The organism is Metasolibacillus meyeri (assembly GCF_003049505.1).
Taxonomy (GTDB): domain Bacteria; phylum Bacillota; class Bacilli; order Bacillales_A; family Planococcaceae; genus Metasolibacillus; species Metasolibacillus meyeri.
In genome coordinates this window covers 1-13,954 of record NZ_PYWN01000020.1, presented here as the reverse complement: position 1 = coordinate 13,954, position 13,954 = coordinate 1, and the positions used below count along the sequence as shown (strand labels likewise).

The 13,954-nt window shown below is 36.2% G+C and carries 14 protein-coding genes and 1 other RNA gene; 9 read left to right on the top strand and 6 right to left on the bottom strand.

Annotated features, from left to right (window positions below; translation table 11 throughout):
• Positions 1 to 12: 12 nt before the first annotated feature.
• The 4 genes from speG to C9J34_RS02815 form a co-directional block, all read right to left on the bottom strand.
• Positions 13 to 543 carry a spermidine N1-acetyltransferase gene (gene speG / locus C9J34_RS02830; RefSeq protein WP_107838341.1) on the bottom strand — a complete coding sequence of 177 codons (531 nt, stop codon included), beginning with the start codon at positions 541 to 543 and terminating at the stop codon, positions 13 to 15.
• A 144-nt stretch (positions 544 to 687) separates the two neighbouring features.
• A non-coding RNA gene (ssrS, locus tag C9J34_RS02825) (6S RNA) lies at positions 688 to 877 on the bottom strand.
• A 441-nt stretch (positions 878 to 1,318) separates the two neighbouring features.
• A complete protein-coding gene (locus C9J34_RS02820; RefSeq protein ID WP_107838340.1) occupies positions 1,319 to 2,797 on the bottom strand; it encodes a methyl-accepting chemotaxis protein in 1,479 nt (492 codons plus the stop codon).
• A gap of 121 nt (positions 2,798 to 2,918) precedes the next feature.
• Positions 2,919 to 3,557 carry a YfbR-like 5'-deoxynucleotidase gene (locus C9J34_RS02815; RefSeq protein WP_193768870.1) on the bottom strand — a complete coding sequence of 213 codons (639 nt, stop codon included), beginning with the start codon at positions 3,555 to 3,557 and terminating at the stop codon, positions 2,919 to 2,921.
• Positions 3,558 to 3,817: 260 nt separating this feature from the next.
• Here C9J34_RS02815 and C9J34_RS02810 point away from each other — a divergent pair, with 260 nt between their 5' ends.
• The 9 genes from C9J34_RS02810 (at position 3,818) to C9J34_RS02770 (ending at position 11,642) form a co-directional block, all read left to right on the top strand.
• Complete coding sequence (locus tag C9J34_RS02810; RefSeq protein ID WP_107838339.1) at positions 3,818 to 4,255, top strand: hypothetical protein; 438 nt, start codon at positions 3,818 to 3,820, stop codon at positions 4,253 to 4,255.
• Between the two features lie 145 nt (positions 4,256 to 4,400).
• Entirely contained in the window at positions 4,401 to 5,192 is a 792-nt protein-coding gene (locus C9J34_RS02805) for a basic amino acid ABC transporter substrate-binding protein (RefSeq protein WP_107838338.1), read from the top strand.
• A gap of 89 nt (positions 5,193 to 5,281) precedes the next feature.
• Positions 5,282 to 5,986: an amino acid ABC transporter permease gene (locus C9J34_RS02800; RefSeq protein ID WP_107838337.1), complete on the top strand. Its 705-nt coding sequence runs from the start codon at positions 5,282 to 5,284 to the stop codon at positions 5,984 to 5,986.
• Entirely contained in the window at positions 5,983 to 6,705 is a 723-nt protein-coding gene (locus C9J34_RS02795) for an amino acid ABC transporter ATP-binding protein (protein WP_107838336.1), read from the top strand. The genes C9J34_RS02800 and C9J34_RS02795 overlap by 4 nt, the downstream gene beginning before the upstream one ends.
• A gap of 279 nt (positions 6,706 to 6,984) precedes the next feature.
• Complete coding sequence (locus C9J34_RS02790; RefSeq protein WP_107838335.1) at positions 6,985 to 7,971, top strand: ABC transporter substrate-binding protein; 987 nt, start codon at positions 6,985 to 6,987, stop codon at positions 7,969 to 7,971.
• A gap of 204 nt (positions 7,972 to 8,175) precedes the next feature.
• Positions 8,176 to 9,180, top strand: a complete 1,005-nt coding sequence (locus C9J34_RS02785) for a FecCD family ABC transporter permease (protein ID WP_107838334.1) — start codon at positions 8,176 to 8,178, stop codon at positions 9,178 to 9,180.
• Positions 9,177 to 10,211, top strand: a complete 1,035-nt coding sequence (locus tag C9J34_RS02780; RefSeq protein ID WP_107838333.1) for a FecCD family ABC transporter permease — start codon at positions 9,177 to 9,179, stop codon at positions 10,209 to 10,211. The genes C9J34_RS02785 and C9J34_RS02780 overlap by 4 nt, the downstream gene beginning before the upstream one ends.
• Before the next feature lie 10 nt (positions 10,212 to 10,221).
• Positions 10,222 to 11,016 (top strand): ABC transporter ATP-binding protein, encoded by a 795-nt coding sequence (locus C9J34_RS02775; RefSeq protein ID WP_107838332.1) that lies wholly within the window; start codon positions 10,222 to 10,224, stop codon positions 11,014 to 11,016.
• Positions 11,013 to 11,642, top strand: coding sequence for an IucA/IucC family C-terminal-domain containing protein (locus C9J34_RS02770; RefSeq protein WP_107838361.1), 630 nt, complete (start codon positions 11,013 to 11,015; stop codon positions 11,640 to 11,642). The genes C9J34_RS02775 and C9J34_RS02770 overlap by 4 nt, the downstream gene beginning before the upstream one ends.
• A gap of 15 nt (positions 11,643 to 11,657) precedes the next feature.
• On the opposite strand, the gene C9J34_RS02765 is transcribed toward C9J34_RS02770, so the two are convergent.
• Positions 11,658 to 12,047, bottom strand: a complete 390-nt coding sequence (locus C9J34_RS02765) for a hypothetical protein (protein ID WP_107838331.1) — start codon at positions 12,045 to 12,047, stop codon at positions 11,658 to 11,660.
• Positions 12,048 to 13,211: 1,164 nt separating this feature from the next.
• On the bottom strand, positions 13,212 to 13,475 hold the full coding sequence (locus C9J34_RS02760; protein WP_107838330.1) for a hypothetical protein: 264 nt from the start codon (positions 13,473 to 13,475) through the stop codon (positions 13,212 to 13,214).
• Between the last annotated feature and the right edge of the window lie 479 nt (positions 13,476 to 13,954).

Sequence of the window (13,954 nt, the reverse complement as noted above, 5' to 3'; positions counted from 1 at the left end):
AAAAATTCATCGCTAGCCTTTTGTGTTTTCAATACTTTGATGGAAATCTCGTTGGAAAATATACATGCGATATGCATCATGATAAGCACCAGCAGTGAAAAACTCCTCTTTGAGCTCACCTTCGATCTGGAAGCCAGCCTTTTCATAAATATGAATAGCTTTTTCATTTTGCTTATCAACGATTAAATAGAGCTTGTGCAAGTTAAGAATATTGAATGCATAGTGCATGGCTAATAGCGTAACAGAGTAAGCATAGCCATTTCCTTGGCAATTCGGATCGATAATAATTTGAAACTCGGCATTGCGGTGAATTAAGTCAATTTCCACTAATTCCACTAAACCAAGAATTTCTTGATTCTGTTCAATAATAAAACGTCGTTCACTTTGCTTATGGATATGCTTTTCGAATAAATCTTGCAGCTCGACAAACGATTCATAAGGTTCCTCAAACCAATACGACATAATTCTGGAATCATTGTTCAGTTTATGCACATATTTTAAATCCTCACGCTCTAACGGTCTTAATTTAATACGATTATCCATTTTCTCATCCTCCGACTAGTAGTGGTCATTCTATTTTTAATTACACATCAAAAAATAAATTCATGCAAATTTTAGTAATTAGAAATGAATATAAAAAAGCACATGAACTTAGGATTTCATGTGCGGTGTCATTTTGATTTAGAAAGAAAAGCCACATTGCCGTAAATATATAGAAAGTTTTAAACCACACTCCTCAAAGTGGGTGTCCGCATGAGCATTCCTGTTTATCCTTAGGTCAAAGGAGCTAAGGCCCGCCATTCCAGCTCGGATATAAAACTCCCTGTTACAGTATAAAGGTTAAAACTTAATATTAATACGTACAACGTAGCTTGATTCTTATTGTAGAGCAACCATTCGTTAGGTGCAAGTAAGTATGTTTACATGAATTTGTCAAATGATAACATATGGAAATTACTACAAGTTTATTTTGTGACCATCAATTAACTCCTGAATTTTATTTGTTAAAAAACCATCAAAAGGAAATTCCTTGTTATCAATTATGTTTAATAGCTCATTTGTCGTTTTTAAAGCTTTTTCTATTGAGCGAGTGTTTTTAAATTCCCTAGTTCAAAAGATATAATTCGCACGCAGGATGTCTATTTTCGCACGTTAAACATTGAAATTCGCTCGCAAGACAAGCAAATTCGCTCAACCAAACACAAAAGGGAGTGTAAATATTACTTTACAGTACCTCGGTATTATTAAAAATCTAGAAGAGGCTAGGGTATAACTAGCCTCTCTTAAAAAGTGAAATTGCTGATACGATTTTACTTTTTCATCCCTTCTTCACCATAACAAGCGATTTCAATGCATTATTCAAGGCATGCACACGATTGGTAATGTCGCTCATTGTTTGTAGCATTTGATTTTCATCTTCGACAGCTTGTACGATTGCACTTGTTGAGATGGCATTTTGAGTAGCCATTTCATTTAACTTTTCCACTTGTTGCTGGATTGTATTAAATTGTGCAATAGCATTTGTTAAATCCTTCATACCCCGTGTTAAATCCTCGGTGCTTTGTGTGAAGGAATCCTTTAAACGATTTAAAAACTCACCAACCTCTAGCAGTGACTGTTCGCCTTGCTGTAGAGCTTGTTCGCCTTCCTGTGAGCGCTGCTGTGCTTCCATTGACTTAGCGAATAAGCTCTCGGTTACTTGTGTAATATTGACTGTAATTGAGGCACTTTCCTCTGCCAATTTACGCACTTCATCTGCGACAACGGCAAAGCCTTTCCCATGCTCACCTGCGCGTGCTGCTTCAATTGCTGCATTAAGCGCGAGTAAATTTGTTTGTTCAGCAATATGTTGAATACCCAATAGTAGTTGATTAACGAGCTGCAGACTATTTTGTAGTTCATTCACTGTATCAGCAGTAGCATGCATCGCATTGTTCATAATAGACATTTGCCCCATAGTATGTTGCATTTTATTCCAGCCTGTAACGACTTCCTGCTGTAAATTTGTCGATTGTGCTACCGTATCTTTAGAAATTTCAAGTGTGTCATTCACAAAATGTACCGAATCGGTCATAGCGTTGCGGATAAATTGCAAACTTGCCGCTTCTTGCTGTGTGCTTGCTGAAATGGATTCAGATGCAGATAAAATATATTGACTGCTATTAGCAATATGCGTCATCGTTTGCTGGAACTGCGTCACATGTTTATCTAAAGTTTGTGTGCTAGTTTCAATCTCTTGGAATGTATTTTGTAGCTGCTGAAATGACAATTGCATTTCTTCTTGCTGCTTCTTTGTACTGTCAATTAATGCATTGCCCCATCTTGTAATTAAGTAAAATGCAATAATAACGCCATTTAAAATCGAAAATAGCGTGATAAAAATAATAAAGGAATTGGAAGTGCCTAATAAATTTTCAGGTTTTAAAATATAGACAGTAATAAAGCTAATATTGACAATCAGACCGAATAGGATAATAAGGCTGCTTTTAAAATACAGTGCAATAATAGCAACGGAACAAATTAAAATATAATGCTTATTTAATGAGAATTGATCAACTAAAAACAAGATAAAGACAATCAAAGTGGGGATCATACCGAAAATAAAGCCTTTAATATATGGGCTAATTGGTAAAAAATAATTACCGACAGCTAATGCGATTACGATTAAGCCAACGATTAAAAATAAAGACCCTCTAGAAATGATTAAAGGTCCACAAATAAGAATAGCTAAAGCGATAATAATTGCTAAGTTTACAAGGTGTACCTTTTGTGTATCGTATTGAATTTTAAGCTCCATATAGTCCCTCCAAAATGAACCATGATTCATTCGATTATACTAAAAGAAGGTTATTATGTCATTAAATAATAGAAATAAGGCATAATAAAAAGCCTTCCTCCACAAGTAGGAAAACTTTTCTTTAAACTTTATTTAAGATCTCATTTGTCAGCGTTGCCACATCGATATGTGTATCTTCTTGCATCGCATCCTTTAAAATTTCAGTGCGGAAATATTGTACCGTTGCATCAAGGGGGATTAATAAAAGCTTTGCTAATGCATTTTGATACATATAAACAAACTCTATGTCGGTGTTACCACGCTTTAATTCTGCGAAAGCCTCATAAAATTGGTCAAGCTTGTCTGCGAATTCTAGTAGACGTCCTTCAATGGTAGCGTCCTTTCCTTCCTTCATTCGCTCAAAAAAGACCTCTTGGAAATCGGGCGGTATTTCTTCCCGAATAAATTTCTCCATCATCTTTTCTTCAACATGTGCAAGCATTTCCTTTAATTCGGGAGAGGCATGTTTGACAGGTGTTTTAATATCACCAATAAATACTTCTGCAAAATCGTGGTTAATTGTTTTTTCATATAAAGCTTTCCAGTCGATTGTGTGGCCAGCACGTTCCTCTAAAGTCGCAAAGAACATTGCGTATTGTGAGACTTTCCAAGAGTGTGCCGCTACATTATGTTCCTCGAATTTAAAGCGCCCAGGACAACGAATGATACGTTCCAAATCATTTAAGCTTGTGAAAAAACGATGAATACCTATAACAATCACTCCGTTTCTTATAAATGTTGAGAAGGCTTGTCAAAAGGGAGGAATGAGCAAGCTTTCTCACTAACAGCATACTTTAATTTATACCCAAAAAGTATAGTTTTCTAAACCTTTTACAATACATTAACAGCCTCTTTACACAATGAGAAATGTTATACTGAAAATATCAATCAATGCCGCTGCAACGTCAGTGCGCCTAGATTTTTTTCTGGAGTAGGCGTTTGCTAATTGAATTAAAACAATACATAAAGAGGTGTTTGAAGGTGTTGCTTTTTAATATTTTATTATATGTACATATAGCAAGTGCAATTGTATCAATTGGCCCGTTATTTGCTTTGTTTTCCATATTAAAGCGCATGGAAACAGCAGAGGAATCAATGTTAATTGGTTATGTCCAGTCATTTCAAGCAGGTATAACAGCGGTCAAGCATGGTGGGCATGTGCTTGTATTGTCAGGGGCTCTTCTTATGTGGCGAGGCGGTTGGCCATGGCATACATCATGGCTCATAATGACATTTGTTTTGCTGATTGGCTCTACCTATTTTTTAGCTTCCGCATTTAAACCTACGATGAAAACATTTGGTACAACACAATTCGAGCGCACAAAATTTATTACTAAATTAAGGCGCTCTACATGGTTATATGTTGTGCTCATGCTTATTATGCTTTGGTTTATGGTCGCAAAGCCAATTTTATGGTAGGTAAAATGAATTATTTGGATGAATAGTTTTTTCCGAAAACGATTGCTTTTCTTCTAGTGGTATAACTATAATAATAATTATAAGTTTTACTTTTCTGAATAATTAGAAAGAAAAGGATTTATTTAGTTTTAGGGGGAGATTGTTTATGAAACAGAAGTTTTCAGTATTATTGATGATTATTACAGCGGTACTGGTATTAGCGGCCTGTGGAACAAAAGATAATAACTCTGGCAGCGACTCAGGTTCAGGTGATGATAATAAGGTATATATGGTAGGTACAGAGGCGACATTTGCGCCATTTGAATCCATCGATGCAGCTGGCAATATTGTTGGTATTGATGTGGATATATTACAGGCAATTGCAGACGAAGTAGGGATTCAAGTACAGTGGAGAAATGTTGGTTGGGATGCAGTTTTCTCAATGATTAATAATAAAGAGACAGACATTGGTGCCTCAGGTATTACAATTACAGAGGATCGTCAAAAAACATTTGATTTCACAGAGCCATATTATGAGTCAAAGCTGTTAATCGCAGTACCTGTCGATTCAACAATTAGCTCATTAGCTGAATTAGAGAACAAAAAAATTGCTGTACAAATTAACGCGACAGGACATGTTGCTGCGAAAAAGCTTCAAGGTGAAACGAGCAAAAATATTTTAGCATTCGACAGTCAGCCACTTGCGATTCAAGAAATGTTAAATGGTAATGCGGATGCAGTAATTGGTGATAATGCTGTTGTTTATGAATATATGAAAGCAAATCCAGATAAAAAATTAAAAATTGTCGAAGATGATGCATTTGAAAGAGAGTATTACGGCTTAATGGTGCGCAAAGGCAATAAAGAGTTACTAGATAAACTAAATGAAGGCTTACAAAAAATTAAAGAGAACGGAAAACTAGAGGAGATTACAGGCTCGGCATTTTGGAACGAGTAGTAGGAAAGGGGCTGTCTGGCAAGGTCATGCTCTTCAGACACTCTCCTATATATAATCTGTGTAATTTCAATTAGGAAGTAGGTTCGCATATGGATTTATTCAACTTAGAGTGGGGCGTCATTTGGAACTATCGTGATATGTTTATACGAGGCGTTGGTATAACGTTAGTTTTAACATTAGCAGGCTACTGTGGTGGGATCATTTTAGGATTACTGTTAGGGCTTGGACAAGTATCGACGAGAAAAATCATATACTGGCCATGTAAAATTTATGTGGACTTAATACGTGGTACACCAATGCTTGTACAAATTTTTATTATTCACTTTGCCTTGTTCCCAACGATTTTTGGGCATTCATTAGGCTATATGGTATCTGGTATTACAGCGCTTGTCATCAACTGTGCTGCATACAATGCAGAAATTTTCCGTGCGGGTATTCAAAGCATTGCAAAGGGGCAAATGGAGGCGGCGCGTTCGCTTGGTTTAACATATGGACAGGCGATGCGCAAAGTCATTTTGCCACAGGCATTTAGACGTATGATTCCACCATTAGGCAATGAATTTATTGCTCTATTAAAAGATTCTTCATTATTGATGGTTATTGCTGCGCCAGATATTTTATATACAAGTAAAGTAATTGCTGGTGCGACATTTAGACAGTGGGAGCCATATCTTTTTGCGGCACTATTATATTTGATTCTCACATATATTGCGACAAAAATCATTGCATTTATTGAGAAGCGTTATAGCAATACCTACATCCCTCGCAAAGCAAAAGGGAGGTTGGCACGATGATTAAAATTGAAAACTTGCATAAATATTTCGGCGAGCTTGAAGTATTAAAAGGAATTGACTATGAAATAAAAGAGAAAGAAGTAGTTTGTGTAATTGGTCCATCAGGCTCGGGGAAAAGCACATTTTTACGTTGCATTAATCTGCTTGAAGAGATAACAGATGGTGCGGTTTATATTGGGGATGTGAAAGTCAATGACCCGAAGACGAATATTAATGAAATTCGTGCGGAAGTAGGCATGGTATTCCAACAATTTAACCTATTCCCACATATGAACATCCTTGATAATGTCGTTATGGCACCAATGCAAATACGCAAAATGAGCCGTGCACAGGCAGAAGAGCTTGCACATGAATTACTGAAAAAAGTAGGTCTAGATAGCAAGGCATATAACTACCCAGAACAGCTTTCAGGCGGGCAACAGCAGCGTGTAGCGATTGCGCGTGCCTTGGCGATGAAGCCAAAAGCGATGTTATTCGACGAACCAACCTCAGCGCTTGATCCTGAAATGGTCAAGGAAGTGCTAGAAGTAATGAAAAATCTAGCAGCAGAAGGCATGACAATGGTTGTCGTAACACACGAAATGGGCTTTGCCCGTGAAGTAGGCGACCGTGTTGTGTTTATGGATGGCGGTTACATTGTCGAAGAGGGTACGCCAGAAGAGCTTTTTGGCAATCCGAAAAGTGACAGAACGAAGGCATTTTTAGGGAAAGTATTATAAAGTGAACCTTCAATTGGTGAGGGTCTTATAGTACCTGTACTGACCGTTTCACTTTCGCACAGAAGATTATTATTACAGGATAAAAACAAAACTGACCAGAAAATGCCCTTTTCTGGTCAGTTTTGTTGTGGAATTAAGACAAAATTGAGTATTTTCTATACCCTCTAAATGGAATCAATAAAAAAAATTTGAAAATATCAAATTTCTCATTGAAAATGATAATCAATTAGATTATATTTAATTGGTAATGAAAATCAATGTCGATTAGGAGATGAACAAATGAACAAGAAGTTAGGGTTATTACTTGCAATTGTAATGGCTACATTGTTGATTTTAGCAGCGTGTGGCAATACATCAAATAAGGAAGAGGGTACTTCTAAGGAAGATGACACTTCCAAAAAGCAGGAATCGACTGAGGAATCTGTACGTGTGATTGAGCATGTACTAGGTGAAACAGAAATTAAAGGGAAACCGCAAAAAATTGTAACCTTATACCAAGGTGCAACAGATACAATTGTACAATTTGGCGTGAAGCCTGTTGGAGCTGTTGAATCATGGGCAGAGGCACCGATATATGAATATATTCGAGAAGAAGTTGGCGATGTAACAATTGTTGGACAAGAAACACAGCCAAACTTAGAGGAAATTGCTGCTTTACAGCCAGATTTAATTATTGCTACACAAGTGCGTCATGAGGAAATCTATGAGCAACTTTCTCAAATTGCGCCAACTGTTGTAAGTACGATTTTATCTGATATTCGTGAAACGACAGAGCTTTTAGGGAAAGCTTTAGATGAAGAAGAAAAAGCAAAAGAATTAATGACTGCTTGGGATGCACGTATTGCTGATTTCAAAGGAAAAATGACAGAAAAAGGGGATTTCCCACTTAGCGTAGCAGTAACAAACTACCGTGCGGATCATGCTCGTATTTATGTAGAAGGCTTTGCTGGCTCAATTTTAACAGATCTAGGCTTTACAGAGCCAAAGAATCTAGTTGGCCAAAATCTTGAAATTGTAAAGCTTACAGATAAAGAGTCTATTTCAAGTATGAATGCTGATGTTATTTTCGAATTCATGGAGGATGATGCAGCAGTAAAGAGTACACATGAAGAATGGACAAAACATCCTCTTTATGCAAACTTAGATGCAGTAAAGAACAATCAAGTATTTACAGTAAATGAAATTGTTTGGAATCTTGGTGGCGGTTTAATGGCAGCTAATTTAATGTTAGATGAGTTATACGCATATTTGGAACTTGAACAATAAATAAGAAGAGGACGTGTCTGAAAATTCATTTTGAGACACGTCCTTTGCGGCGAGTAGCCGCAGGAGCAATGTTTATTGTACCGAAAGCGAAGCGTCAGGTACACTAGTTTTTAGCAAATATTTAATATAGGAGGCTGGGTTGTTTGAAAAGGTAATGCTTTTTTAGACAGCCCTGTCTTTTCAATTACTTGAAGAGGGTATGCTATGTTACATTCCATACAATTTAAAACAGTTGGATTACTACTATTAGTTGGACTACTAGGAATTCTTTATTTTTGTAGCCTTGCCATGGGGCAAACGTCTATATCATTTTCAAATGCCTTTCATGTGATTACAAATTATGATCCGAATAACGAGGCACATTTAATTATTGCAACAAGTAGGCTTGCTCGTGCAACCATTGCGTTAACAGTTGGCGCAGCATTAGCTATTGCTGGAATTTTAATTCAATCATTAACACGCAATCCATTAGCTGCCCCTGACTTATTGGGCATTAACGCTGGAGCTATTTTCTTTATCGTGTTTGCACTGACATGGCTAGATATGCAGTCGCTCACACAATACATGTGGTTTGGGTTTTTAGGTGCTGCTGTGGCAGCAATCGGGGTATTTCTTTTAAGTAATATTGGGCGTGATGGTGTTACACCGATGAAAGTCATATTAGCGGGTACTGCACTTTCTGCATTTTTTATTTCCTTTACACAAGGTATGCTTGTAATTGATGAGCAAACGATTCAAACGGTGTTATTTTGGTTATCCGGCTCAATTGCTGGTAGAGATTTGAAAATGCTATTAGATGTGTTGCCATTACTTGTAGGCGCCATTCTTGTTAGTGCTTTTATGGGCAAGGCAATGAATATTTTTAGCTCTGGTGATGATGTTGCTAAAAGTTTAGGGCAAAATGTAGGGATTTTAAAACTATTAATGGGCGTGTTAATCATTATATTAGCAGGTGGTTCAGTGGCGATTGTTGGTTCAATTGGCTTCATTGGTTTAATTGTTCCGCACATTGCAAAGGGCTTAGTCGGTAATGATTATCGTTGGATGATTCCATACGGAGCATGTATTGGAGCTGCGTTATTAATTGCCGCAGATATTTTGGCTCGATTTTTAATTAGCCCAATGGAGGTGCCGATTGGTGTAATGACTGCATTTATTGGCGGCCCATTTTTCATTTATTTAGCTAAAAAAGGGGTGTCGAAACAATGAAGTATTGGAATGTGCGCTTGTTCCAAAACAAGGCATCCTTTCAGCTTTCTAAAAAATGGTTTGTTACATGTATTATTGGCTTGTTATTGCTGCTTGTTCTATTCATGCTAAGCCTTTCAGCAGGAAGCAATTGGATTTCTCCAATTGATGTGCTGCGTCAGCTTTTTAATCAAACAGATGAATTTACGTTCGTCATTGAAACATTGCGATTGCCACGCGTACTCATAGCTATTCTAGTAGGGAGTGCCCTTGGTGTATCAGGATTAATATTGCAAAGTATTGTTCGCAATCCGTTAGCTTCACCTGATATTATTGGTATTACAAGTGGAGCTTCATTCGGAGCTGTGTTATTTTTAACACTAGCTACTGGTGTTATTAGCATGTCCTTTTTACCAGTAGCCGCGATTTGTGGCGGTCTTGTAACCGCTGTTATTATTTATTTGTTATCATGGAATAAAGGCGTTACACCCGTTCGTCTTGTATTAATCGGAATCGGTATTTCTGCCATTTTAAAATCAGGTGTTACTTTTTTATTAGTTTACAGTGATACATATATTGCATCGAAGGCATATATTTGGTTGACTGGTAGCCTGTATGCTACAACATGGCAGGAGGTCATATCACTTAGCTGGTGGCTATTAATTCCATTACCAATTATCTTGATACTTGGACGTAGTATGAATGTTACGGAGTTAGGCGATGATGTAGCCATTAGTACAGGCATTCGTCTACAACGCCAACGATTTTTATTTCTAGCATGTGCTGTACTTTTAGCAGGTAGTTCAGCAGCCTTTGTTGGGGGCATAGAATTTGTCGGGCTTATGGCCCCTCATATTGCTCGTCGCTTAGTGGGTCGCTCATTTCTCGGGTTAGTGCCGATTACAGCGATTATTGGGGCATTGCTTGTACTCGTTGCTGATTTAATTGCTAGAACAATGTTTTTACCACTCGATATTCCTGCGGGTGTCTTTACAGCAGCAATTGGCGCACCGTTTTTCATCTTTTTACTATTCAGAACGCGAAATCGATAGGAGGTTTACAATGCAAGGACTTCAAACAAAAGGTCTCACATTACAATATGGCAATCAAACAATTATTGATTGCTTAGACTTTGATATTCCGCTTGGAAAAATTACGGTGTTAGTTGGCGCAAATGGTAGTGGTAAATCGACATTGCTACGCTCATTAGCAAGGCTGCTAAATCCAGCTTCAGGAGAGATTTTACTTGATGCACAAAAGCTTCATTCCATGTCGACAAAACAGATTGCGAAGCAGCTTGCCATTTTACCTCAAGGTCCAGTTGCGCCTGAAGGGATTACGGTACAGCAGCTAGTGAAACAAGGGCGTTATCCGCATCAAAGCTGGTTCCAGCAATGGTCAAAGGATGATGAAATGCTAGTAGAGCAAGCATTAGAGGCCACACAATTATTAGCTTTAAAGGATCGACCTGTTGATTCTTTGTCAGGTGGACAACGGCAGCGCGCATGGATTGCTATGACCTTAGCACAGGAAACACCAATTATATTATTAGACGAGCCAACGACTTATTTAGATATGACACACCAAATTGAGCTGTTAGACTTTTTATTTGAACTAAATCGTCAGTCGCAACGAACGGTTGTCATGGTGTTGCATGATTTAAATTTAGCGTGTCGCTATGCAGATCATTTAGTTGCTATTCATAATAAAAAAGTTGCGATTGAAGGGGCGCCTGAAGAAATTGTTACGCCACAAATGGTTGAGGAAATCTTTCAGTTGAAGGCGATTATCCAAAAAGATCCTTATTTTGGCACACCTTTATGTATTCCAAATGGAAAAGGTCGGCATATTAAATGAATTTACAGGCATATGGAGTAGCCTTCGCTGAAAAAGTACAAGGCTTACCAATTAAAGAGCTAGAAAGTCGAGCTGTGCTTGAGCAAGTTGTCACACGATATGCGACATATTTACAAACAGACTCCATGGCAATTGCAGCTTCATTGTTCATGAAGCGCTATGCTGTATTGACTGCGGCAGCATGTGTAGATTATTTTGAGTTGCAACAAGGTGAAAATAATTGGCTAGAGGCTGCACATTTTGATATAGCTACCTTTACATTACAAATAGATGAAGGGAAAAAGCTGTCTCCAATGAGCTGCTGGAAAAAATATTTGCTAAAGGAGCATTTAGCAAATATTGTGGATATTCTAGCCGCGGACTATAAAATCAATCGTCGTATACTATGGGAAAATATTGCGGTTCGTATAAATGCTGCGCTTGAAAAAAATAGTTCCTCTTATGAGCAAGCGTATCTTGAGGGAATAGCTGAAGAACTTTCGAGCCCAATTGACGGCTTAAATAATCCTATGAAAGACTATATTCATGCACATAAAGCGGTTCGTAAAACATGCTGTCGCTATTATCAGCTTGACAAAAAAGAAGAGGGCATGCCTTACTGCTTAGTATGCCCATTGAAAAAATAGAAGACATGCTAAAGGCTAGAGATATGCTTTTAGCATGTCTTTTAATTTGCGTAAAATTTTCTTCTCTATTAGTTGCTGCATGACAAAGTAAACGACACCAGCGAAAAGTGCTAAAAGTAAGAATTGGAGCATCGTATTATTTGGCTCAAAATAGAACCACTCCAAGCAAAGGGCAGCCACAAAAGTAGTCCCCGTACACAATAAAAATTGCAAAAGCACTGATTTTCTAGCAAAATATAAGATTGCTAAAAATGGAATGAAGGCAATAGCATATATGAGATACACAAAAAAGGCGATAAAGGGAATCCCTTCAAATTCAAAGCCTGTAAACAAAACTAGTATACTAGCTAGGATAAAAGGCGAAAGAAGAACGGAAATAGCATTGCTAATCATGATTTTGTTCATATTGCTTAACCTCCTCCAAGTGTAATTCCGATTAAATGGCAATAATACCTCGTATTTCAAAAATAAATACCTGTGTTCATACTGATTGTTGGATTTTTAAATTTCAAGCATGTTTCTTATTTTTTCAATACCCATTTAGAGAATGCCCATTGAATAGAGTAGAGGACATAAAGGATAATGACTGCATTTAAAAAAGCGATAAAGCTCACTACAATATATGTACCAAGCTGCCCGAAGTTATAAAAATGGTAATACTGTACTTGTCAGTTAATAAATGTCAATTAAAAAGACAAGTATAAACATAAACTGATAAGTTTTTGGAAGATAAAAAGAATTTTTTAGATATTGCATTTAAAGGACTCTTTCATTGGAAAAATAAAATGACTCATCTTTATGATTAACAGAATTTAGTGCATTAATTTCGTAATAAATAAAGTGAGAGCAACACAGAAAAGATCAGTGCTACGCTTAACAGAGCTCCGAATCTTTTATGGAGCTTGGTATTTCCTCCTTTATGGATAGCTTCTAATAAATGTGCCAAATTAATAAACCATAAAAAGGCGCAGAGACACGGTAGTAAATAATAAAAATAAAATAAACCTAACATTGACAATATCCCTTCGATTTACTTAATCTGTTCTTTTTTAGCATTTATATATGAAACAATCAAAATCATAAAGATTGCTGAAAGTACGGAAGGTGGAACAAATTCATTTCGTTTCTGCCAAATAACCATCACTCCAGAGAATATAGTTAGTAAAAGTAAAATGAAAATTACACAAAATAGAAATATTCTTTGCATTCAACCAACCCCTATAAGTAAATTAAATAAATTTTTATAAAGAGTATAAGTAATTAATTTTATCAACACTTAACAATCTTTATTATACCATTAATGGTAGATTTTTATTTAAAGTTATGTTGTATTCTGCATTAACAGATAGTAATTTTTATGTATCAAAAGTGCATTGTCAGATACAGATAAAAGAAGCTCACCTTGAGAGATAGGTGAGCGATAAGAAATCCTCACTCACTGATTAGAGTTTCACGTTATTTAGTAACAAATTAGATTACCTAGCTAAGGAAGTCTTAACTCTCTTTTTAATTCTCGCCACTCCTGATGTACACCTGAATTTTATAATTGTAGTACATGATTTTCAATAGCTAGTAGATTTTTTGCATCATGGGATGAAGTTCAGTAGTTTGAGCCTTGTTGTAAAAATATCCTGTGAAAAACATAAATTGATTTACTAAAAATGGATTATCTAATGTCAGTATTGTTTGAATCATTGACTCAATAAAATCAAAGGCCTCGTGCGAAGTGAATGATACAATTAGAGCTTCGAAAGTATGAGCAAAATAAAATTTATCTTCATTTAATTTTCTTACCCAATCATTCAAAATCTCATCAATTATCTCGTTTTTCATTAGGAATGATCCCTTCGTTTTATTTCGGAATTTTAAATATGAAATCATAATAAATAGTAAGAGTGTGGGTGGAAGTAAAGAGTAGAAATAAAATTATCTTTTTTTCAAATATTAATCGTATCAAAGGATGACGAAAATAAAATAATAAAATCGAATGATTTCATATTTCCTTTAAATCTAATTATATCCAAATCTATTCTAGAGAAGAAGGGGGAGGTGTAAAGAACTTATGTTTTCGGACAAAATGTTCTTCATTGCTTACATTTTAACCAAAAGAGTAGATTCTGATTTTTTATTTTGTTTAATAGGAATTTTTTAGGACTTTTACTCAATCTAGAGTCAATAAAATGAATTAAATAAGCTAGAATTGGCTTCCATTTTTTGTTTGACAATTGGAAATAATTATTATATATTTAAATCATAAATAGTAAGTAGTAAGTAGTAAGTAGTAAGTAGTAAGTAGTAAGTAGTAAGTAGTA